Here is a 20,959-nt window from a genome sequence, read left to right as displayed (position 1 = left end):
AATTGAAAATCATTTGAGTTCGACGCAAATCGCGTCTTTCGGGGTCCTCGCACCGCGAACGTACCGGGTCGAGTCGCCAGCGACGCAGTCGGTCGAACTACCGCGACGTACGTCGAACACCGGAAACGAGACGACGAGTCGTCCAGTCGAAATAGTCGCCCGGAGGAGTGGCCCTCTGCTCGTCACAGTCACGTACGGTGGGGCTGCGACAGGAGTTGCGGACAACGAGTCGCCCGCAGCATCCACGGCACCCGCGAGGAGTTCGGGAAATCGGGACCACGCGCCTGCGGATTCGAGGTGGTCACGGAGTGGCGACACGACGGCGTCACGAGACGTGGTGAACGCGGCACTATCCGTACTCTCCTCCCAGTCGTCTGCGACTGCGTCCGCACAGTCGAGAATGCACTGGACGGTGTCGGGGTGAGCGTCGAGGACGTACTCGCGGACCCGCGCTGTGTTCCCGGAGTCCTCGGGCGGGTCGGAGGGGTCGGACGAGTCTGACACGCTTGTCCCTTCTTCTTAGTAACATGTTAATCGTTTCATCCCGGTGCGACGAGGGAAAAGCCTACAAGTGAGGGCCAGTTCGTACCAGTTACGATGGTACTCGAAACCACACCACTGTTCGGACCCGTTCCCGGCGGCATGGAGATGATGGTCATCCTCCTCATCGCCGTCCTGCTGTTCGGCGCGAACAAGATTCCGAAGCTAGCACGTTCGACCGGCGAAGCGATGGGCGAGTTCAAGAAAGGTCGCCAAGACATCGAAGACGAACTGGACGAGATGAAGGGCGACGACATCAACGCCGAGACCAACACCAACACGAACACGAACTCCGTCGCCGAGACTGAGACCGAAGCCTGAGACCACTACGTTCTAGCGTTCGTACTTCGACCCAATTGCCGCTAGCGCCTCCGGAAGCCATGCAACTTGAATCGTAAGGTCATTTTTACGATTTCCGCGAGCGTCATGCGACAACCGTTTAGGGCCGGAGAGTGTCTGACCGGGTATGACCGACGACTCGGTCGCGGACGACGAGCAAGAGCAAGACCGCGACGAGTCACCCTCCGAGATAGACGAGACGTTGTCGCTACTGAGCGACCGCTACCGCCGTCACGCCCTCGCCTGTCTCGACGGACAGCCAGAACCGGTACCAATCGAGCGACTCACCGACGAAGTCGCTGGCCGGGAGTTCCAACAACCGCCCGACCAAGTCTCGATGATTACTCGCACCGAAATCGCCACCGCGCTCCATCACAACCACTTGCCGAAACTGGAGCAGGCTGGCATCATCGTCTACGACTCCAACGACGGCGAAGTGACGAAGATAAATATCAAAGCACCGCTGACGAGTTTTCTCGACCAAGTGCGCCGACACGAGGGATGAAAACGGACCCGCAACGGAAAAGTCATCGACGCCCGTTTGCTCACACATGGCAACCGATACCGAAGGTGCCGAGCGAGACCGTTCGTCACTCCGGACGCTGGTACTCCTCGCGGTGACGTTCGCAGTCGGCTACGTCCTCGGCGCACGAGGCGGCGACGACGCAGACTGGGATGGCGGCCAGCGCGAACCGACCGAAATCACTATCGACGAGAGCGGGACGACCGACGAGAAGACAACGAGCGAGTCCGGTAGCGAAGCGACGGAGAGCAGGTCCGGTAGTGAAGCGACGGAGAGCAGGTCCGGTAGTGAAGCGACGGAGAACACGGCCGAAAACGAAGAGAGTAGCGAATCCGAAAAGTAAGAGAAGTCGTCAGTAACCGGTGGCGTTGCCGTCTTTTCGCGGTTCCGTCGCACCCGACAGCACGTCCTCCGCACACCGAGTAATCTGGGCACCCCCGAACATCACCGGCGGGAGAACGCTCACGTCGTGGCCCATCCGCGCGAGTTTCGACTGCACGCGGTCGTCCATGCGCGCTTCGACGGCCAGCGACCCGTCTTCGCGGTAGCGCCAGCGCGGTTCGTCGAGCGCGGCTTGTAGCGGCACGTCGTAATCGACGATATTCGAGATGACTTGGACGTGTCCTTGCGGTTGCATGTAGCCGCCCATGACGCCGAACGCCGCCCAGTCGTCCTCGTCGAACTTCGCAAGTGCTGGAATCAGCGTGTGGAACGGGCGTTTTCCGGGTTCGAGGCTGTTCGGATGCTCGGAGTCCAGCGAGAAAGAGGCCCCGCGGTTCTGGAGCGCGATGCCAGTGTCGCCAGCGACGAGACCGGAACCGAAGCCAGCGAACCGGGAGTTGATGTAGGAGACGACGTTGCCCTCGTCGTCGGCGACGGTCAGCAAGACGGTGTCTGCGTCCTCGGCGTGGTCCGCACCGGTGTCACCGGGGAAGCCGAAGCTCACGTCGCTGGCCGACTCGCCGACCTCTTCGGCGCGTTCTTTGGCGTAGCCCTTGTCTGCGAGCGGCGGAATCTCCTCGTACTCGGGGTCGGTGATGTACCGGTGGCCGTCGTGGAACGCGCGCTTCATCGCCTCCGCGAAGTAGTGGACGCGCTCGGGGGAGTCGATGGGATGCTCGCCCGCATCGAGTTCTTCGGCGATGTTGAGGGCTTCGAGCGCGATGAGACCTTGGTTGTTCGGCGGGAGTTCGTAGATTTCCGCACCGTTGTAGGTGGTCGAGACGGGGTCGATAAATTCGGGTTCGAAGGCGGCTAAGTCCTCGACGGTCATGAACCCGCCCTTCTCCTGAATTTCGCCTGCAATCTGCTCTGCTATCTCGCCTTCGTAGACCACGTCAGCACCTTCCTCCGCAATCGTCTCCATCGTCTCGCCGAGTCTCGGGAGCGTCATTTCTTCGCCGACGCCGGGCGCATTTCCATCTTTCAGGTACGCCTCGCGGGCGTGGTCGTCGGTGAACAAGTCCTCCGCGCCGGTCCAGTGGGAGGCGATAACCTCCGAGACGGGATACCCCTCGGTCGCGTAGCCGATTGCAGGTTGCAGGGCGTCGGCGAGCGTGAGACGGCCGAGTTCCTGCACGGTGGCTTCCCACCCGCGGGCGGTGCCGGGCACCGTAACCGCGTGGGGGCCGAGGAAGGGCATACCCGCCTCTTCTGCGTCGTCTGTCGCGTAGCCCCGCGATTCGGGGTAGTACTGCGAGGCGTCGTCTGCCTCGCGGAGCGCGTTGCGGACGTTCTCGATGGTCGCCTCGGCGGGCGCACCACCGCAAGACCGCATCGCGCCGACCTCGCCGTCGGCGGTCTTGTAGAGCGCGAACACGTCGCCGCCGAGACCTGTACTCGTGGGTTCGACCACGTTGAGCGCGGCGGCGGTGGCGACGGCCGCGTCGAAGGCGTTGCCGCCTTCCCGCAAGAGTTGGACTCCAGCCTCCGCGGCGAGTGGTTGACTCGTCGAGACGAGACCGTTCTTGGCGTACACTGTCGAGCGTCGTGAACTGAACCTGTCGAGGTCCGGGTCGGGCATAGGTAGCGATTGGCGTACGGAGGGTAAAAGGAGCGGGGAAGGGGCAGGGTAGGGACGGAGAATGCAGGCGGAGAATTTCAGGGCAACAACGAGTCCAATACGTCCGGCGTGTGTCGAATATTCTGCGCCGCGAGGAGAAACGTCGAGTACGCTTCGGCGTGGGGATGCTCCGACTCGAACTGCGGGTCGAGTCCGAGCGACCAGTCGCCGATGACGATTTCCTCGCGCGGGCGGGCCGCGAGTTCTCGCGTTATCGGGTCGTTCGACTCGTCGAGCAGTGAGCCGAGACGATTGATAGCGTCAGTCTTCGTTCGGGCGACCAGCGGCATGCCGACCTTGTCGTTCTCGAAGGCGGTTTCGAGCTGTTTGACTGTCGATTCGAACCCGAGCGCGTGCTGAAGAGCTTTCGCGTGTTCGACCGCGACGTAGGCGAGCAGGTCCTGTCGGATTCCGTCGGACGGTGGGTAGGCGTCCTGAGCCACCATGTAGCCGTTGTTGTACAGTTCGTTGACAGCGTGGTGGTGTGGTCCCTCGCTTTCGGGGAAGTACCGCTCGACCGCCGTCTCGCGGTCGGGGAGAATACCGTCGATTCGCTCGGCCATCTCCTGCCACGTCTGGTCGAGATGCGATTCGAGGTCGGTCGCACTCTCCGCGTCGGCGACGTTCGACCGGTGGGCATCGTACATCGCTTTCGCGTCACCGAGCCAACGGCGACCCTCGATTTCTGCGCGAATCGCGCTGACGACCGTGCCGTGGTCGAGCTCGGAGTTCGCGCGCTCTTCGTCGGTCGGGTCGCCGAGAAAGTCGGTCTTCATCCGCGCGAAGGTGAGTGCGCGCTGACTCCGATAGAGGTACGCGAGGCCGCGACGTGGGTCGGCGACTGCGTGGGACATGGACTCGGCGAACTCGTTGAGGTTGCTGTAGAGTTTCTCCGAGCGACTTCGAATCGCGTCGAGGTCGTACTCCTCGGAGATTGCCTTCGCGGCAGCGAGCGACCACGCACCGCGATTGACGCCGTAGCGGAGGTTCTTGAGCGTCTCCGTCGTGGCGTCGTTCCCTTCGGTCTCCGAGAGTTTCTCTCTCGCAGTGTCGAGCGTGCTTTGGAGGTTCCGGTCGAACTCCTCTTGGTCGGACTCTACGTCGGCGTCCTCTACCTGCTTCCACGCCGCTTCGCCGCGGTCGATGACGTCGCGGAGTTGCTTGCGAGATTGTGAGATTGCATCGGGTGCGACCGAGAGCGTCGTCTCGACTTCTGGGATTTGCTGGCGTTTGGTTCGTTCTTCGAGGACGACGTTCGGCAGGAATTTCGCGGGCAGGAACTGGTAGCCCGAGAGCGTGAGGGCACCGCCGCCAGCGACGCCGCCGAGGAAGTGTCTGCGGGTGAACTTGGAGGGCACTTTGTCGGAAGTGTTGGTCGAGTGAGTAAATGTTTTGTGGACCACCGATAGCGTCGTGTCTTCTGTGCGTTAGGGCGACTGCGACACTGTCGGTCGGTATCTCGAACCCATTCTGCAAACAGTTAGGACCGACGAGGAAAACGTCGAAGCTATCATAGCCAAGGTCTCCGCTCTCGGAGATCTAGTCCTCGGCTGGTAGACTCCCTTACTCGCGAGTGTTACCTCGGCAGTCGCATCGCGACACTGTACATCTCGCCGACCGATTCCTCGCCTATCTCGGCAGCGAGACGCTCAGCCTCTTCGAGAAGAGACTCACCCACGTCGCTAGACAGCGTTTCGGCGGCCCTGCGAACGACCTCGGTGTGTGCCTCGACGTGACTCGCAGTCCACGGCACCGGGTCGAGTAAGATTCGTTTCCGGTCGAACTCCCATCCGTACCCGGCGAACAGTCGTCGTAGCACCGACACCGGATAGAACGTCAGTGCGGGTCTTCCTTCGGCCAGTTCCGTGATAGCGTTCTCGACGGCGAACAGGTCACTGACGGCCGCATCATCCGGCAGGGGCGCGTAATCGTCGACGACGAGACGACATCCCGGTTTCGCAACTCTAGTCAACTCAGCCACGACAGTCCCGAGCGCGTCTGGGGCGAGCACGTTGAACAGGCCGTGGGCGGTGATAAGCTCGATTGAATCGTCACTCAGGGGGACGTCGCGGAGGTCCGCTTCCAGTACAGCAGTTCGGTCAGACTCCTCGCGTCCGACTCGTTCACGGACGGTCGTCGCGTGTTCGCCGTCGTTCGTCACCGCGTAGACACGAGCGCAACCTTCGGCAAGGAGTCCAGCCGTGGTATTGCCGACGCCTGCTCCGGCTTCGAGACAGGTCGAACCACACACTGGCTGGTCCGCGAGAGCAGTCCTGACCGTTTGGGGGATGTCCATCAGGACCCTCGATTAGTGGTGGAGTTGCTCGGGCACCGGACTTTCGTCGTGACGGAGGCGCTCGACCAGCGACCGCTGGGCGGCCTCGTCCATTCCGTCGTAGCGTCGTGCAGCGTCGAGCACCATCGCGACGAGCTTCGGGTCTCCTGGACTGACGACGCTCGTCAGACCCTGTGCGGCCGCGAAGTCGAACCGTTCCGCTATCTCGGTCGGCGTGTCAGTCGGCTCGTACCAGTTCGCGTACGGGCGGTCGGCCTCTGACAGTTCGTCCGTCGAGGGCCACGGTCCCTTCGCGAACGCCTTGATGCCGAGCGTGCCGACGTTCTCGTCGTTCGCCCGCTCCAAGACGGCCTCGTAGTCGTGTTCGTCGTCGTCCTTGCCAGCGACGACGGGATTCAACGGGAACATCACTGTTTCGAGGTCGTCGATGCGGTCGATTGCATCGAGAATGAGTTGGGGATTTCCGTGGCTGGTCAGGCCGATGTGGTCGATAAGGCCCTCCGCTTTGGCCTCGCGGAACGCTTCGAGCGCACCATCTTCGCCCGTGATGGTGTCCAGTTCCGCTTCGTATTCGAGACCGTGTACCTGATACAGGTCGATTGTATCGACGCCGAGGCGGTCCAGCGAGCGTTCGAGCTTCTGTTTCGCACCCTCGTAGTCACGCTCTTGGGTCTTGCAACCGAGGAAGATATCCTCACGGTGTTGGCGGAGCTTCGGTCCGAGTTTCAGTTCTGCGTCGCCGTAGGTCGGGGCGACGTCGAAGTGATTGACGCCGCGGTCGAGGACGAGTTCGACCATCTGGTTCGCGCCCTCCTGTTCGAGCCAGTTGAGCGCAATCGCGCCGAACGTCATGACGGTGCTGTCGTGTCCGGTGTCACCGAGTGAGCGCGTCTCCATACAGAGTGATTGCTATCCCCATCCATAAACGTAAGTCCAGTCTGTTTCGGTTCTGCATCGGCGCGTCGTCACAACCGAGGAATCTGAATTGTATTCTCTTTGGCTTCCTACTCCCGCACGACGCCTTCAGGCCCGCGCGCCAGATAGCTCCGACCGCCCTTGTCAACTTGCAGTTCGTCGTCTTCCACGACAACCTCTCCACCCACAATCGTGTGCGTCGGCAGGCCGGTCAGTTCCTCGCCGTGGAACGTCGAGTAGCCCGGTTCCATGGTGTGGTAGAAGTCGTCGTCCACGACTCTCGATTTGTCCAAATCGACGATGACCATGTCTGCGTCCGACCCTTCCGCGAGCGCGCCCTTCCGGGGGTAGAGACCCCAGCGCTTGGCGTTGTTCTCGCAGGCCACCTCCACGAGTCGCTCCATCGAGAGGCGGTTCTTGTTGACGCCTTCGCTCATCATCACCGGCAGGAAGTACTCGATGCCGTTGTTGTCGCCCGGAATAGCGTCCCACACGTCGCCGTACTTGCCCGTGTCCTTCTCCTTGAACTCGATTTTGTGCGGGCAGTGGTCCGTGCCGAGGTACTCGACGGTGCCGTTTCGGAGGCCCTCCCAGAGGCGCTTCTTGCTCTCCTCGCCACGGAGCGGCGGGGAAATCTTACCCCAGTTGCCGAGGTCCTTGTCTTTCGTGTGGGCCAAAAAGGCCGGGAGCGTCTCGGCGTGGAGGTTGACGCCTTTCTCTTGGAATCGCTCGCAGATGTCCACGCCCTCGCCCGTGCTCATGTGGACGATGTAGGCCCGTGAGTCGGTGAACTCCGTGAGTCTCCCAATCTGCTCTATCTGCATCGCCTCGCAGATGTTCGGCGCGGATTCGGACCACGCTTCGAGGTCGTTGCGGCCCTCTTCCTGTAACTCCTTGCGACGCTCGATTGCCAAGTCCTCGTTCTCGGCGTGGAACATCACGACGCCGCCGGGGATGTCGGCCACGTCGTCCAGTACCTTGTAGACCCGACCCGCGTCGGAGTGGTCGATGCCCAACTCGGGCGAAGCGTGTTTGTACCAGTTGAAGAAGACCTTGAACGAGCGGACGCCCTCCTCGGCGAGGTCCTGAATTTCCTCGACGTGGTGGTCCTGATGGACGATGGCGTGGTAGGCGAAGTCGATGTAGGAGTTCTCTTCGCCGACCTCGCGGAAGAAGTCCATGTCCGGCACGTAGGGGTCCGGTTGGAGGAGGAAGTTCACGACGGAGGTGACGCCCCCGTGGACCGCGCCGCGGGTCTCTGTCTCGAAGTCGTGGGCGAGCCCTTCGTGGTATTCGTACTCGTAGCGGGAGAGCCCCCAGTGAACGTGCGGGTCGATGAAGCCAGGAATCAGATAGTTGCCCTCCGCGTCGATGGTGCGGTCTGCGTCAGGGAGGTTTCGCTCGGAACCGACTGCGACGATTTCACCGTCAGCGGCCGCGACGCCGCCGTCGATGGAACCGCTCGGGGTTACGACACGGGCGTTGACGACTCGAAGGTCTGCTTGTCCGTCCATAGTACGCCACACATCTCAGCACCGGGACTTAGCAGTATGGTATATTTTTCGGAGAGATAGTGCAGGGAAATAGAGTCGTCGCCGTCGTTCGCGTCGCTCACTCCTCGTCGCTGAGTGCCGCTTCCATCGCGGCCGAGAATGCGTCGGTGTCTTCGGGTAACATCGACAGCGGTTTCGCGCGCCCTTCGACCTTGACCCGGACCTTCCCGCGCTTTCGGTACGTCCAGAGGAGACTCGCCGCGCCGAATCCCGCGAACGCCAACCCTATCGCCACGTCGCGCTGGGTCGAGTAGAGACCGTAGCCGACCAGCGAGACGCTCAGCACGAGGAGAAACCAGTCGTAGTCTTCGACCGTGACCTCTGCCACGTCGGCGATTTCGACGGCCGTCACTTCGTCGTCGGCGTCCACTAGTAACCGCTCGTCGGTCAGCACGAGCGTCCCACCAGTTCGGAGCGAGAGGCGTTCTCGCTCGCGCTCGCCCTCCACCAGCGCGTCGGTTAGGTCAGTCATGTCTGTGGAGTCGAAGCGACGCCACGTTAAAAGAGTCGGTTTGAAGAGTTGGTTCGAAGAGCCGATTCGTTAGTCCGCGCGCGGTGCGGGTTCCTCGCTCTCCGACGACCGCGAGAATCGGTCGAAGAAGGCGTCGAAGTCCGAATCGTCTTCCGACATCTCTTCGAGTTCGGTGATGCCGCGCTCTTCGGCGGTGCCTTCGATGGTGTTGTCAAGGAAGAACGCGATGATGCCGCCGACGGCCATGCCCGTCGAACCGATGACGAACACGGTCGTCGCGATGACTTCACTGCCGAGCACGCCGCCGAGCAGAGCGACCTGCGAGAGGCCCTCTTGGAAGCCAGCGGCACCGCCTTCGACGTTACCCATGTAGGCCGGAATCGCAAGCCCGGCGAACAGCGCGAACCCGACGATGAAGACGTTTCGGTTGCTGTCCAAGTCCACGAACTGGAGTTGGGAGAGACCGACCGCAGCGATTTGGCCGAACATTGCGATGTAGAGACCACCGACAATGGGTGCGGGAATCGTGGCGAACGCTTGACCGACGAAGCCGATGTAACCCGCGATAATCATCACGATGGCACCGATTTGGACGACGTATCGGGAAGCGACGCCCGTGATGCCGATGGCACCGACGTTCTCCGTGTAGGAGGTCGAACCGTTGCCGGTGCCCATGATGCCCGCGAAGGCGTTGCCGAGGCCCTCCATGCCGATGCCGTGGTCGATGCGCTTCTTGCTCGGGGCGCCTTTGCCAGCCATTCGGGCAACCGCGTGGTAGTCACCGAAGCTTTCGATGGCTGACGCGAGCATCCCGGCAATCATCCCGATGATGAACGAAAGTTGGAACTGCGGCATGCCCCACTGGAACGGCACGACTGGCTGAATGAGCGGCGCGCTCATCACTGCACCGATATCGACGTAGCTAGTCGAACCAGACGGGAAGACGCCTGCCCACGAAAGGGCGAACGCGACGATCCACGCGGTGCCGATGCCGAGTAGCACCGGGAACAGTCTGAACGTTCGGTGGTAGGTGTCGAGGTACTGAGAGAAGCCGACGATGAGAACGAGGGTCAGACCCACGAGCCACCAGTTCTGTCCGGTGCCTGGTGCGCCGAAATTCGGGTTCGTAATCTGTGGTGCGCTGAACAGCGCGAGACCGATGAGTGCGATGGTCGGTGCGATGACGATGGGGCTCACGTAGCGTTTGAGCGCTCCCATCACGCCGAAGTAACCGATTGCCACCTCGACCAAGCCTGCGACGATGACCGCACCCATCAGGTGTTGTAACATCCCCTCGTAACCGACGCCCTGTGACGCGAGCACGCCGATGATAGCGAGCGCGGGGGCGAGCATCGAGAACGTTCCACCTTGCACGATGGGGTACTTGTTCCCGATGGTCGTCTGTGCCAACGTGGCGATACCGGAGACGACGAAGAATGTGCCGATGAGACGACCCACGTCGCCCGGTGCCGTCTCGAACATCCCCATCGCGCCAGCGAGCGCGAGCGGGATGGCGACCGTCGCACCGATCATCGTCAGATAATGTTGGAATCCTAAGAGTATCGACTCGCCCAACGGTGGCTTGTCTTCGATGCCGTACTCCACGAAGCTCGCGGCTTCTGGCTCGTCGCTCGGTGGCGGTCCTTCCGGCGCAATGTCACCCTCTATGGGGTCGTCGCTCATAGCCGCCCTCCTGCGAAGTCGGGGGATTCAGTGGTCGATATCGTATTGGCAATTGTTCGCATGACTGTAACGGCTACCAATGGAGAAACAATTACTATAAAACCTCCGGTAATTTTTGCATCTAGATATGTGAGAATGTAATCGGGAGAGGGGAACCTATTTCACGATTAGCCAGCACGTGATTGTATGGTAGGAGAAGCCGAATACGAAGTACACGCCCAACTCGACGCCTCTGTGGAGATGCGAGACGGCGTGACGCTGGCGACGGACGTGTATCGGCCCGCCGACCCGGAGACCGGCGAGCCAATCGACGACCCGAAACCCGTGCTGCTCGACCGCACCCCGTACAACAAGCGCGGTCGGATGGAACGCCACGGCGAGTGGTTCGCCAAGCGGGGCTACGTCGTCGCCATTCAGGACTGCCGTGGACGCTTCGAGAGCGAGGGCGACTACTACATCTTCGTCAACGAAGCCGAGGACGGCTACGACACGGTCGAATGGCTCGCTGAGCAGGACTACTGCGACGGACAGGTCGGGACCATCGGCACCTCGTACGGCGCGTGGGTCCAGTCTGCGCTCGCCACGCAAGACCCGCCGCACCTGGAAGCGATGTTCGTCAATCAGGGGGCGGCGAACGGCCGAAAAGCTACCTTCCGGCACAACGGCGCGTTCGAACTGCGCTGGCTCTGCTGGGCACTGACGCTGGGCGGCGGGTTCGCCCAGCGCGCGCTCGACAACCCCGAGATTCAACAGCGACTGGCGAACGTAGACGTGCGCGAGGTACTTGCCGATGGGCCAGTCCAGCGCGGCCAATCACCACTCCGGCACATCCCCGACTACGAGGAGTGGGCGTTCGACATCATGGAGCAGGGCGACGCCGACGACGAGCTCTGGCAGTCGCCGGGCGTCAACTTCGAGAACTTCTACGACGAGAGTGCAGACGTGCCCACCGTCTACGCGGGCGCGTGGTACGACTCCTACACGAAGGCGACCTGCGACAACTTCGAGGCACTCGCGGCGAAGAAGTCGAGCGACCACTATCTGCTGATGGGACCGTGGACCCACGGCTGGAACAGCTACCCGCTCCCGTCGTGGAACAAGTCCTACTCGGGCGAACTGGAGTTCGGCGAGCAGGCCCTGCGAGACTATCAGGAGACCCGTCTGCGCTTCTTCGACCACTATCTGAAAGGCGAGGACACGTGGAGCGACCAACCGACGGTGCAGTACTTCCGAATGGGAACAGGGTCTGGGAAACAGACCCGAGACGGCCGACTCTACCACGGCGGTGAGTGGGCCGAAGGCGAGTCGTGGCCTCTCCGAAATACGGAGTTCACGACCTACTACGCGCACTCGGACGGCACCCTCAGCACCGAGAAACCGACCGCGAGGGAGGCTTCGACCACCTACGAGTTCGACCCCAAAGACCCAGTGCCGACGCTGGGCGGCAACTGCTCGTCGTACATCAGCTACGAACCGCGCGAGGAGTCGATTCTGGAGTACCCGCTCGGCGAGCGAAAACTGCTCGACATGACCGGCCGCGGCGGCTACGACCAGCGCACGCGAGAGGACACGTACTTCGCCGACGCTCCTTACCGACCGCTGGAGGAGCGCGACGACGTGCTGGTGTTCCGAACGCCGCCGCTCGAAGAGGCCGTCGAGATTGCCGGACCGATTCGAGTCAGCGTCTTCGGTTCGACGGACGCGAAAGACACGGACTTCACGGCGAAGCTCATCGACGAGTATCCGCCGAGCGAGGACTTCGAGAACGGCTTCGCGCTGAACCTCTGCGATTCGATTTGCCGTGCGCGGTATCGTGGGTATCGGGACAGCGCGGACTTCGTGGAACCGGGCGCAGTGTACGAATTCGAGATGGAACTCTATCCCACAGCGAACGTCTTCGAAGCGGGCCACCAGATTCGACTGGACATTTCGTCGTCGAACTTCCCGCGCTACGACGTGAACCACAACACGGGTGGCCCACTGTATGGGGACCGAGAGTACAACGTGGCGAAGAACACGGTGTACTTCGAGCAAGAGCATCCGACGCAAGTGGAGTTGCCGTTGCGACCGAGAGAGTAGTCGAAAGCCGACCTACTGTTCGTTCTCCTTCACAATCTACGACGGCATTTCCACTCTAACCAATATTTTCGTGGCGACAGTTAAGTGATTAGTGTAAGACCTCTTGTCTTTCTACATCAAACGTGACATGGCGGGGGCGCTCACACCACTGGAGAGCAGTTGATTGGGGACGACATCGACGACATCCGAGACATGTTTCCCGCTCGTGACCGGCGTCGGCATCGAAGTCCGCACGGACGCGGCGTAGTTCCCCAGCGAAGTCCGACTGCTCGACGGGTCCGGTCTCATCGCAGGCGGCGTCACGACGTTCGTTTCGAACGTCGTCCTCCCCGAAGGCGAGGAAGTCGAAGGTGTCTGCGCAGATAGGAAATCCAACTCGATACGTCGATGGTGACGCTGCACGATTCTTCGTCGATTTAATCGGAACGAATGTGCAGAGAGAGCGCATAGCGGGTTATTCTTTCACGTAGCGCGACCATAAGTCCCCCAAATACCTTATACCAGAAGTGAATTCACATTGTTCATGGGTATAGATTCTCGAAAAAGATATTCAAGTGGAATTTTGGGTCTTGATTCGTTGCTCCGGGGTGGGTTCGTCGCCGAGCGCATCTATCTCGTCCTCGGGGGGCCGGGTACCGGCAAGACGCTCCTTGGGTCGGAGTTCCTGAGCACAGGTCTGGAGAACGACGAAAACGTCCTCTTCATTCACGGCGAAGAATCACGCGAGGACCTCCGTGTCAACGCCGAAGAACTGGGCATCAGCCTCGACGGCGCCGACTTCCTCGACCTCGGCCCGGAGTCCGAGTTCTTCAGTCAAGAGCGGACGTACGACCTCGTGAACCCTCAGGACGTCGAGTACGAGAACTACATCGCGGACATCCGGGACGCTGTCGAGGAAATCGACCCGAATCGCGTTCTCATCGACCCCATCAGCCAACTCCAGTACGTCGAGACGACCGAGTACCAGTTCCGCAAGCGCATGATCGCGTTCATGCGGTTTCTCAAAGACCGGGGGACAACGGTTCTCGCCACGAAGACGACCACCGACCTCGACGACCAACTCCAGTCGCTCAGTGACGGCATCATCACCCTCGAACGAGGCGAAGTCGGGCGGCGCATCGACGTGGTCAAACACCGCGGCGTCGGTGACCGGGCCGGCACCCACGGCATGGCGATTCGAGACGGCAGTATCGACGTGTTCCCGTCGCTCGTCCCCCAAGACCACAGCGAGGCGTTCGAGCCAACCCAGATCACGTCCGGAATCGACGAGTTCGATGCCCTGCTCGGTGGCGGTATCGAACGCGGAACTGTCACGATTATCAGCGGGCCATCGGGCGTCGGTAAGTCGACCACTGCTACCGAATTCCTCGAGACCGTTGCGTCGAACGGCGAGTCCGCCGTGGCGTATCTGTTTGAGGAGTCGACGAACATGTTCGTCCACCGCTCTTAAACGTTCGGCATCCCGGTGACGGATCTGTGTGACAGCGGGACGCTCACACTCGAACCCATCGACCCGCTTACGCAGTCAGCCGAGGAGTTCGGCCAACGCGCCCGAGCCCAGGTCGAAGAGCAGGACCTCGAACTCGTCGTGATCGACGGCATCAACGGTTACCAGTCGGCGCTGTACGGTGATGTCGAACAGCTAGGTCGGAAGATCCACGCGCTGACTCGGTATCTGAAGAACATGAACGTGGCCGTCGTGCTCATCGACGAGATCGGGCACGTAACAGGCCTGCCGAGTCCCACCAGTTCGAACATCAGTTACATCGCGGACAACATCATGTTCCTGAAGTACATCGAACTGGATGGGCGGCTCAGGCGAGTCGCTGGCGTCGTCAAGAAGCGTATCGGCGGCTTCGAGGACACCCTCCGAGAGTACACCATCACTGCTGACGGTATCGAAGTCGGCGACCCGATAACCGACGTTCGCGGCATCTTGAGTGGCACGCCGGAGCGAGTGCGGAATCATCGCCACCTCGACGAGACGAACGCACACCATTCAGGGGAGTAGACTGATTCATGAGTCAGGTGCAGATTCTCACCGCGGGCGAAGGTAATCGGCAGGCGTTAGCATCGGTGCTCCGAGAGCGCTACGCGGTCGAAGACGACCAGACGTTCCAGGGGGTCGACTGCCACATCGTCGATGACCGCACGCTCCCGAAGTATCGTGATACGTTGCTGGCGCACAAGCGCGACAACCATCCCCAGTTTTGTCCGGTCGTCCTCATTCGCCGCGAGGACACCGACATCAACATCAAGCTTCCCGACGCCGACTCGGTGGATTCCCCTCAGATTGTCGACGAAATCATGACCGCGCCGGTCGACAAGGCCACCCTCTTCCGACGACTCTCGAATCTACTCTCCCGCCGCGCCCAGACCAGGACGCTCATCGAGAAAACAGACCGACTCGACCGCTTTGCGAGTATGCTCGCACACGAACTCCGCAATCCCGTCGCCATCGGACAAATCTACAGCCAACAGTTGCCAACTACAGCGGACACTGAGGCGGTCGCGTACGTCACAGAGGCGTTCGACCGACTTGAGGCCATGATCGATGTACTGTTGGTGCTGACGCGGGGCAGCGAGGCGGTGTCCGATGCGACGACGATAAACCCGGCAGAGACCGCTCGGGCGGCATGGGACGTAGCGGACACCGCGAGCGCGACCTTGACGGTCGATATAGACGGGGAGATCCAAGCCGACGAAACGTACATCCGCCACCTCTTTCGGAATCTGTTCGAGAACGCGGTCGAACACGGCGGGGCAGACGTCTCCGTCGTCGTCGGTGCCCTTCCGTCGGGATTCTACGTGGCCGATGACGGAACGGGTGTCCCACCCTCCAAGCGCGAGACCGTGTTCGAGGCGGGCTACACCACCGCGAGCGAACACGGTGGGGCCGGATTGGGGCTGGCATTCGTCCGTGAACTGGCCGACGTGTACGAGTGGGAGTGTTCGGTCACGGAGAGCGAAACGGGCGGGGCGCGCTTCGAGTTCACGGGCGTAGACGTGACGCGCGGAGAATGAGCTGTCACACTCGTTTCGCCACGTCGTTCTCACTCCACACGCGAGGTTCCAACTAGCAGAAGACGACGATCGCTGTGTCCGTGACCGCCGAAGCGGACGTGTCGAGACCGCACGATAGCTGCCAGCTGCGCCACCGCCTCGACAGACGTGGTCTCAGACGGTGGGCCACGTGTTCGACGCCGCCCCGCCACGGCTACTCCTCGCTCTCGTAGGGTTCGCCGACTGCCGCAGGCACCCGCGTGTAGCCGACCAGCGCCAACACCACTAGAACCGCCACGTACGGAAACAGTCCGACGAGACTCCCCGGCAACGAGATGCCGATAGTCTGGAACTGAATCTGTAGCATGTCCGTCGCACCGAACAGGAGCGAGGCCCCGAACGCGCCTACCGGGTTGTAGTTGCCGAACAGGTACGCGACGATTGCAATCCAGCCCCGGCCGTCTACCATCGTCACGCCCGTACCGGTGAAACCGCTCCCGAACCCAATGGAGAGCGTCGCTCCGGCGAGTCCAGACAGTGCACCAGAAAGAATCACTGTGGCGTAGCGGACGCGTTTCACGTCCACTCCGGCAGTGTCGAGTGCTTGCGGATTCTCACCCGCCGCCTGCACCCAGTAGCCGAACTTCGTTCGGTAGAGGACGACCCACGCCGCGGCAGTGACGAGGACGGTGAGCAACACCAGCGGCGACACGTCGAACAAGAGGCGACCGAGGACCGGTATCTCGGCTAACACGGGAACGGTGACGTTGTTGACGTTCGGCAAGACCGGACTCGACACGCCGCCCCAGACGACCGTCGCAGTGAACGGCCCAAACCCGAGCGCGATGAACCACACCGCGAGGCCCGCGACGATTTGGTCGGCCTCGTAGCGAATCGTCAGCACGGCGAAAATGGTGGTCAGTAGCGCGCAGACGACCACTGCGGAGACGATGCCGAACCAGAGGTGTCCTTGGGTAATCGTCCCACTGCCGGAGACGAGCCACGCACTCGCGGCGGCCACGAGCGCCCCGAATATCATGAACCCCTCCAAACCGATGTTGAAGACGCCGCTCTTCTCGGCGTAGAGACCACCGATAGCCGCCAGAGCGATTGGCGTCGCCGACCGGAGCGTCCGCTCGACTGCGCCGACTGTGACGAGTTCTGCTCCCGGAAGGTCCAACGCGTACGCAACAGCAACCAGCAGAGCGAGAACTACTGTACCAGCACCGACAGTGCGTCGCGTTCGAGTCGAGAAGTCACCGACACTCATCGCTCCTCACCATCCGCTCCTGTCTCGCCTCCAGTCTGACCTTCACCACTCTCGCGGTAACGGCCACCGAGACCAGTTCGCCGGGCCGCCATCCGGAACAGTTCCGGTGTGGCGACGAACAATACCACGAGACCGACGACGCCGTCTACCAGTTCCGCGGGCACGTCGAGCGTGAAGCCGATGTACTGCCCGCCAGCGTCCAACCCCCCAAACAGGATGCCTGCTGGAACCACGCCCAGTGGATTATTCGCCGCGAGCAGACTGACAGCGATGGCGTCGAAGCCGAACGTCGGGAACGTGGCGGGGTCGCTGTAGTAGCCCAGAATCATGATGGTGAAGATGGCTCCGGTCAAGCCAGCGACCATCCCGGAGAACGTCATCGTGGTGACGACGGTCCGCTTCGGGTCCACGCCCGAGTAGGCGGCCGCTGGCTCCTGATATCCGCTGGTCACGAGGTCGTAACCGAGTCGCGTGCGAGCCATGACGACGGCGACGACGACCACCGTGAGCAGTGCGACGGCGAGTCCGAGTACCGAGAACGACCCGCTGTCGAAGACCAGCGATGGAAAACCGACGTAGGCTGGGAACGGTTCGGTGTTCGGCGCGGCCGCTCCCTGCGGCCGAAGATAACTGTCGAGGAAGAAGAAGACGACGCCCGTGGCGATGAAGTTCAGCATGATGGTCGTGATGACCTCGTTTGCATCCGCGTAGGCTTTCATCAAACCGGGCAGGGCCGCGTACGCGCCGCCAGCGACGATGGCCGCGACAGTTCCGAAGACGACGAGCGCGAATCCGGCCGCAGTTCCGCTCGGGAGCATCGGTGCGAGGAACAGCACTGTGAGCGCCGTTGCGAATCCGCCGACGACGAACTGGCCCTGCACGCCGATGTTGAACACGCCCGAGCGGAACGCGATGGCGACGGCCACGCCCGCGAGGATGAGCATCGTCGATTGACGCAGCGTAAACGCGACGTTCGAGACGCTACCGAACGCCCCGTAGAATAGCGAGGAGAGGAAGACGACTGGGTCGTAGCCCGCCGCGGCCACCACCCCAGAACCGAGCAGGAGCGCGAGCAGCGTGGAAGCGACTGCGATGGCGAATCGTTCCAACACCGAGGCTCGCAACATGCGGTCGGCCGCCCGGTCGAGCGTCTCGTGGGCGTCGATGCCGCTCACGACTCCACACCTCCAATCACGATTCGGCACCTCCGCTCACGACTCGACACCCCTGTCTCGCCGGGGTTCGGCAGGTTCGTCGGCGTCGCTTTCGCGTCCTGCTTTCGCATCCTCGTCAGTTCGCTCCAACGTCCGTCCGGCCATCAGCAGGCCGAGTTGCTCTTCGCTCACGTCGTCGGGGTCCACCACGTCCACGAACTCGCCCTCGTACATGACCGCGAGTCGGTCCGAGAGGGTGCGAATCTCGTCCAGTTTCGAGGAGACCAGCACGATGGCGGTCCCAGAATCTCGCATGTCACGCAGGCGCTCGTGGATGAACTCGATGGCTCCGATGTCCACGCCCCGCGTCGGATGGAACGCGACGAGGAGATTCGGGTCGTGTTCGAGTTCCCGGCCGACGACGAACTTCTGCTGGTTGCCCCCCGAAAGCGACCGGGCTTTCGCATCCGGGTCCCGCGGTTGCACGTCGTACTCCCGGACGACGTTCTCGGCGTGGTCTCTCACTGCGGTCCAGTCGATGAAGCCGCCGCGCTCGTACGGTTCGACGGTCTGGTTGCCCAACAATGCGTTGCGCACGAGGTCGTACTCCTGCACTAGCCCCGCTTCTTGGCGGTCTTCGGGGACGTAGGCGATGCCCGACTCGATGCGACGGCGGCGGCCTGTCTCGGTGACGTCCTTCCCTTCGAAGACGATGTGACCCGAGTCTGCGTCCCGGAGGCCGGTCAGCGCTTCGACGAGTTCGGACTGTCCGTTGCCCTCGACGCCAGCCACGCCGAATATCTCGCCTTCACGAACCGCGAATCCGACGTTTCGGACCTGTTCTAAGTCGCGGTCGTTCCGGACCGAGAGGCCGCCCACGTCGAGCGTGATTTCACCGGGCGAGGTGGTGCGCTCCTCGGAGTCGAACAGCACGTCCCGACCGACCATCATGCGCGCCAGTTCCTCCCGGGAGGTGTCGTCTGCGTCCACTGTTCCGACGTTCTTCCCATCTCGAAGGACGGTGATTCGGTCGGCCACGGCGAGCGCCTCGTCCAGTTTGTGCGTGATGAAGATGAGCGAGCGTCCGCTGTCGGTGAGTTCGGCCATCACGTCGAACAGGCCCTCGACCTCCTGTGGAGTCAGCACGGCGGTCGGTTCGTCGAGTACGAGGGTGTCGGCCCCCCGATAGAGACTCTTGACGATTTCGACGCGTTGTTGGACGCCGACGCCGAGTTGTTCGATTTCGGTGTCGAGGTACTGGTCCACTTCGAAGCCGTACGTGTCGCAGATGTCCGCGATGTCCGAGCGGGCGCTCGATTCGTCCACCAGTCCCCGTTCTTCGGGTTCGTGACCCAAGACGACGTTCTGGACGACCGTCATGTTGTCCACGAGTTGGAAGTGCTGGTGAATCATCCCGACGCCCGCGTCGATGGCATCTCGCGGCGAGTCGAAGCTTCGGAGTTCTCCGTCGATGGATATCGTCCCGGCGTCAGGGTCGTAAAGGCCGTAGAGAACACTCATCAGTGTCGTCTTGCCTGCGCCGTTCTCCCCTACGAGCGCGTGGACCGACCCCGTTTCGAGCGTGAAGTCTACGTCGTCGTTGGCGACGACATCGCCGAACCGCTTGGTAATTCCGTCGAGTCGAACTGCGAAGGCATCTGTGTCGCTTCTGGTCATGGTGGTGAGTGTCTGTGAGCAGAATTATCTGGCGGTCGGCAGGTCGGTCCGCGAGACCGAACGCCGACCTCGGTCTGTCAGTCCGTGCAACCCGATGCGGTACACGGAACCGTGATGTTGCCGTCGATGATGGCCTGTTTGGACTCTTCGAGGTTCTGCGTGACTACGTCGGGAAGTTGCGGCCCGACCGCCTCTCCGAGAACCACCGAAACAGCGTCCTGTTCGAGTCCGAGGACGTTCCGACCGTTGACCTCGTTCCAGTTTCCTTCGACCACGGCGTTGGCGACACGGTTCGTCCCCTCGTTGATTAGCTTGACCGCAGACCCCATGATGACGTTCGCGTACTCCGGGAGCGTCTGGGACTGGTCTGCGTCCACACCGATTGCGAACCGACTGGCCTGCTGAGCGGCCTGAAAGACGCCCTGTCCCGCTGCGGCGGCGGCGTGGTAGACGATGTCAGCGCCCGCGTCGTACTGCGAACTCGCAATCTGGGCCGCCGTCTGTGTGTCGGTGTAGTTACCGATGTACCCGACGCGAACGTCTACGTCTTCGTTGACGTACTCGACGCCTGCGACGTACGACCGTTCGAAGGCGTTGATGAGCGCGCCGTCTACCCCGCCGACGAAGCCGACCGTCGTGCCGTCTGGTTGAGTCGAGTTGCCCTCGTAGTCGAGTTGCCGGGTCGTCATCGTGCCCGCCAGTACGCCCGCTTGGAACGACATCTCGTGGTTGGCCCAGATGTACCCCGCGACGTTGGGCTGGTCCACGTGGTCGTTGATGAGCATCCACCGCTGGTCGGAGTACCGCGTAGCGTTGCGCTGGAGTGCCTGCGTGTGGTTGTACCCGACCAGCACGATGAGGTCGTAGTCCGGATTCGAACTCTCGGCGAGTCGAGATTGGACCGTCCCGTACTGGGATTGGTTGGTCTCTTCGACCTGTTGGATGTTGATGTTGGAATTCTCTGCGGCGTTCTGGAGACCTTCTAATGCCAGGTCGTTGAACGCCCCATCGCCGAAGCCAGCAGGACTGGAGATGATGGCGATGTTCGTCGTCTGGCCTTGCGTCCCGGAAACCCCACCAACTGCGAAACCGCCGAGACCGGTGAGAGCCGTCCCACCAAGAACCGTCCCTGACTTGAGAAAGTCGCGCCGACCGACAGAGGTGTTCGATTCTCGTCGGTGTGTCCGCTCGTAATCGCTGTCCGGCATGTCGTTGTTCATTGCCCACGAGTACCACACCAAGACCGTATAAATAATTGAGGGAATATTGAACCGTTCTGTTCGTGAATCTGTTCGCGTAGCAAGGCCACGACGAGTGACGTCTCTGGGAATATAACTACGGTTTCAAATTCCGTCGAGAACGGACCACCGCACTGAAAGAAATGTCGGACGTC

17 protein-coding genes and 1 pseudogene are annotated in these 20,959 nt (G+C 61.8%); 6 read left to right on the top strand and 12 right to left on the bottom strand.

The window, feature by feature from the left end; all coding sequences use genetic code 11:
- Positions 1-9: 9 nt before the first annotated feature.
- Positions 10-504, bottom strand: a complete 495-nt coding sequence (locus tag F7R90_RS19005) for a hypothetical protein (RefSeq protein WP_158059143.1) — start codon at positions 502-504, stop codon at positions 10-12.
- Between the two features lie 93 nt (positions 505-597).
- On the opposite strand from F7R90_RS19005, the gene F7R90_RS19000 reads away from it, so the two are divergent.
- The 3 genes from F7R90_RS19000 (at position 598) to F7R90_RS18990 (ending at position 1,745) form a co-directional block, all read left to right on the top strand.
- Positions 598-861 (top strand): Sec-independent protein translocase subunit TatA/TatB, encoded by a 264-nt coding sequence (locus F7R90_RS19000; protein WP_158059142.1) that lies wholly within the window; start codon positions 598-600, stop codon positions 859-861.
- A gap of 145 nt (positions 862-1,006) precedes the next feature.
- Positions 1,007-1,384 (top strand): DUF7344 domain-containing protein, encoded by a 378-nt coding sequence (locus tag F7R90_RS18995; RefSeq protein WP_158059141.1) that lies wholly within the window; start codon positions 1,007-1,009, stop codon positions 1,382-1,384.
- 46 nt (positions 1,385-1,430) lie between these two features.
- Positions 1,431-1,745, top strand: coding sequence for a hypothetical protein (locus F7R90_RS18990; protein ID WP_158059140.1), 315 nt, complete (start codon positions 1,431-1,433; stop codon positions 1,743-1,745).
- 9 nt (positions 1,746-1,754) lie between these two features.
- On the opposite strand, the gene ggt is transcribed toward F7R90_RS18990, so the two are convergent.
- The 7 genes from ggt to F7R90_RS18955 form a co-directional block, all read right to left on the bottom strand.
- A complete protein-coding gene (gene ggt / locus F7R90_RS18985; protein ID WP_158059139.1) occupies positions 1,755-3,425 on the bottom strand; it encodes a gamma-glutamyltransferase in 1,671 nt (556 codons plus the stop codon).
- 77 nt (positions 3,426-3,502) lie between these two features.
- Positions 3,503-4,822 (bottom strand): hypothetical protein, encoded by a 1,320-nt coding sequence (locus F7R90_RS18980; RefSeq protein WP_158059138.1) that lies wholly within the window; start codon positions 4,820-4,822, stop codon positions 3,503-3,505.
- Positions 4,823-5,040: 218 nt separating this feature from the next.
- A complete protein-coding gene (locus F7R90_RS18975; protein ID WP_158059137.1) occupies positions 5,041-5,760 on the bottom strand; it encodes a class I SAM-dependent methyltransferase in 720 nt (239 codons plus the stop codon).
- Between the two features lie 12 nt (positions 5,761-5,772).
- Entirely contained in the window at positions 5,773-6,657 is an 885-nt protein-coding gene (locus F7R90_RS18970) for an aldo/keto reductase (RefSeq protein ID WP_158059136.1), read from the bottom strand.
- A gap of 107 nt (positions 6,658-6,764) precedes the next feature.
- Complete coding sequence (locus F7R90_RS18965) at positions 6,765-8,189, bottom strand: dihydroorotase (protein ID WP_158059135.1); 1,425 nt, start codon at positions 8,187-8,189, stop codon at positions 6,765-6,767.
- Between the two features lie 97 nt (positions 8,190-8,286).
- Positions 8,287-8,700: a hypothetical protein gene (locus tag F7R90_RS18960; protein WP_158059134.1), complete on the bottom strand. Its 414-nt coding sequence runs from the start codon at positions 8,698-8,700 to the stop codon at positions 8,287-8,289.
- Between the two features lie 69 nt (positions 8,701-8,769).
- On the bottom strand, positions 8,770-10,383 hold the full coding sequence (locus F7R90_RS18955; RefSeq protein WP_158059133.1) for a uracil-xanthine permease family protein: 1,614 nt from the start codon (positions 10,381-10,383) through the stop codon (positions 8,770-8,772).
- 186 nt (positions 10,384-10,569) lie between these two features.
- Between F7R90_RS18955 and F7R90_RS18950 the strand changes: the two genes are divergently transcribed.
- The 3 genes and pseudogenes from F7R90_RS18950 to F7R90_RS18940 all read left to right on the top strand — a co-directional run bounded on the left by F7R90_RS18950 (position 10,570) and on the right by F7R90_RS18940 (position 15,486).
- On the top strand, positions 10,570-12,462 hold the full coding sequence (locus F7R90_RS18950) for a CocE/NonD family hydrolase (RefSeq protein WP_158059132.1): 1,893 nt from the start codon (positions 10,570-10,572) through the stop codon (positions 12,460-12,462).
- A gap of 523 nt (positions 12,463-12,985) precedes the next feature.
- Positions 12,986-14,473 (top strand): annotated as a pseudogene (locus F7R90_RS18945) (ATPase domain-containing protein).
- An 8-nt stretch (positions 14,474-14,481) separates the two neighbouring features.
- Entirely contained in the window at positions 14,482-15,486 is a 1,005-nt protein-coding gene (locus tag F7R90_RS18940) for a sensor histidine kinase (protein WP_158059131.1), read from the top strand.
- 193 nt (positions 15,487-15,679) lie between these two features.
- Here F7R90_RS18940 and F7R90_RS18935 read toward each other — a convergent pair whose 3' ends face one another.
- From F7R90_RS18935 to F7R90_RS18920, 4 genes are all read right to left on the bottom strand, one after another.
- On the bottom strand, positions 15,680-16,735 hold the full coding sequence (locus tag F7R90_RS18935; protein WP_158059130.1) for an ABC transporter permease: 1,056 nt from the start codon (positions 16,733-16,735) through the stop codon (positions 15,680-15,682).
- Positions 16,732-17,862 (bottom strand): ABC transporter permease, encoded by a 1,131-nt coding sequence (locus tag F7R90_RS18930; RefSeq protein WP_158059455.1) that lies wholly within the window; start codon positions 17,860-17,862, stop codon positions 16,732-16,734. The genes F7R90_RS18935 and F7R90_RS18930 overlap by 4 nt, the downstream gene beginning before the upstream one ends.
- An 84-nt stretch (positions 17,863-17,946) precedes the next feature.
- A complete protein-coding gene (locus F7R90_RS18925; protein ID WP_158059129.1) occupies positions 17,947-19,566 on the bottom strand; it encodes an ABC transporter ATP-binding protein in 1,620 nt (539 codons plus the stop codon).
- Between the two features lie 77 nt (positions 19,567-19,643).
- Positions 19,644-20,786 (bottom strand): BMP family lipoprotein, encoded by a 1,143-nt coding sequence (locus F7R90_RS18920; protein WP_158059128.1) that lies wholly within the window; start codon positions 20,784-20,786, stop codon positions 19,644-19,646.
- Positions 20,787-20,959 lie beyond the last annotated feature (173 nt).

This window comes from Halorussus halophilus (assembly GCF_008831545.1).
In the GTDB taxonomy this organism is placed as follows: Archaea; Halobacteriota; Halobacteria; order Halobacteriales; family Haladaptataceae; genus Halorussus; species Halorussus halophilus.
The sequence above is the reverse complement of the archived record's forward strand: the minus strand, read 5'-3'. Positions and strand labels throughout refer to the sequence as shown.

Bases quoted from the DNA above. Each gene is read 5' to 3' on its own strand.
- F7R90_RS19000 (WP_158059142.1), top strand. From the start codon at position 598: ATGGTACTCGAAACCACACCACTGTTCGGACCCGTTCCCGGCGGCATG.
- F7R90_RS18995 (WP_158059141.1), top strand. From the start codon at position 1,007: ATGACCGACGACTCGGTCGCGGACGACGAGCAAGAGCAAGACCGCGAC.
- F7R90_RS18990 (WP_158059140.1), top strand. From the start codon at position 1,431: ATGGCAACCGATACCGAAGGTGCCGAGCGAGACCGTTCGTCACTCCGG.
- ggt (WP_158059139.1), bottom strand. From the start codon at position 3,425: ATGCCCGACCCGGACCTCGACAGGTTCAGTTCACGACGCTCGACAGTG.
- F7R90_RS18975 (WP_158059137.1), bottom strand. From the start codon at position 5,760: ATGGACATCCCCCAAACGGTCAGGACTGCTCTCGCGGACCAGCCAGTG.
- F7R90_RS18970 (WP_158059136.1), bottom strand. From the start codon at position 6,657: ATGGAGACGCGCTCACTCGGTGACACCGGACACGACAGCACCGTCATG.
- F7R90_RS18965 (WP_158059135.1), bottom strand. From the start codon at position 8,189: ATGGACGGACAAGCAGACCTTCGAGTCGTCAACGCCCGTGTCGTAACC.
- F7R90_RS18960 (WP_158059134.1), bottom strand. From the start codon at position 8,700: ATGACTGACCTAACCGACGCGCTGGTGGAGGGCGAGCGCGAGCGAGAA.
- F7R90_RS18955 (WP_158059133.1), bottom strand. From the start codon at position 10,383: ATGAGCGACGACCCCATAGAGGGTGACATTGCGCCGGAAGGACCGCCA.
- F7R90_RS18950 (WP_158059132.1), top strand. From the start codon at position 10,570: ATGGTAGGAGAAGCCGAATACGAAGTACACGCCCAACTCGACGCCTCT.
- F7R90_RS18940 (WP_158059131.1), top strand. From the start codon at position 14,482: ATGAGTCAGGTGCAGATTCTCACCGCGGGCGAAGGTAATCGGCAGGCG.
- F7R90_RS18935 (WP_158059130.1), bottom strand. From the start codon at position 16,735: ATGAGTGTCGGTGACTTCTCGACTCGAACGCGACGCACTGTCGGTGCT.
- F7R90_RS18930 (WP_158059455.1), bottom strand. From the start codon at position 17,862: ATGTTGCGAGCCTCGGTGTTGGAACGATTCGCCATCGCAGTCGCTTCC.
- F7R90_RS18925 (WP_158059129.1), bottom strand. From the start codon at position 19,566: ATGACCAGAAGCGACACAGATGCCTTCGCAGTTCGACTCGACGGAATT.
- F7R90_RS18920 (WP_158059128.1), bottom strand. From the start codon at position 20,786: ATGAACAACGACATGCCGGACAGCGATTACGAGCGGACACACCGACGA.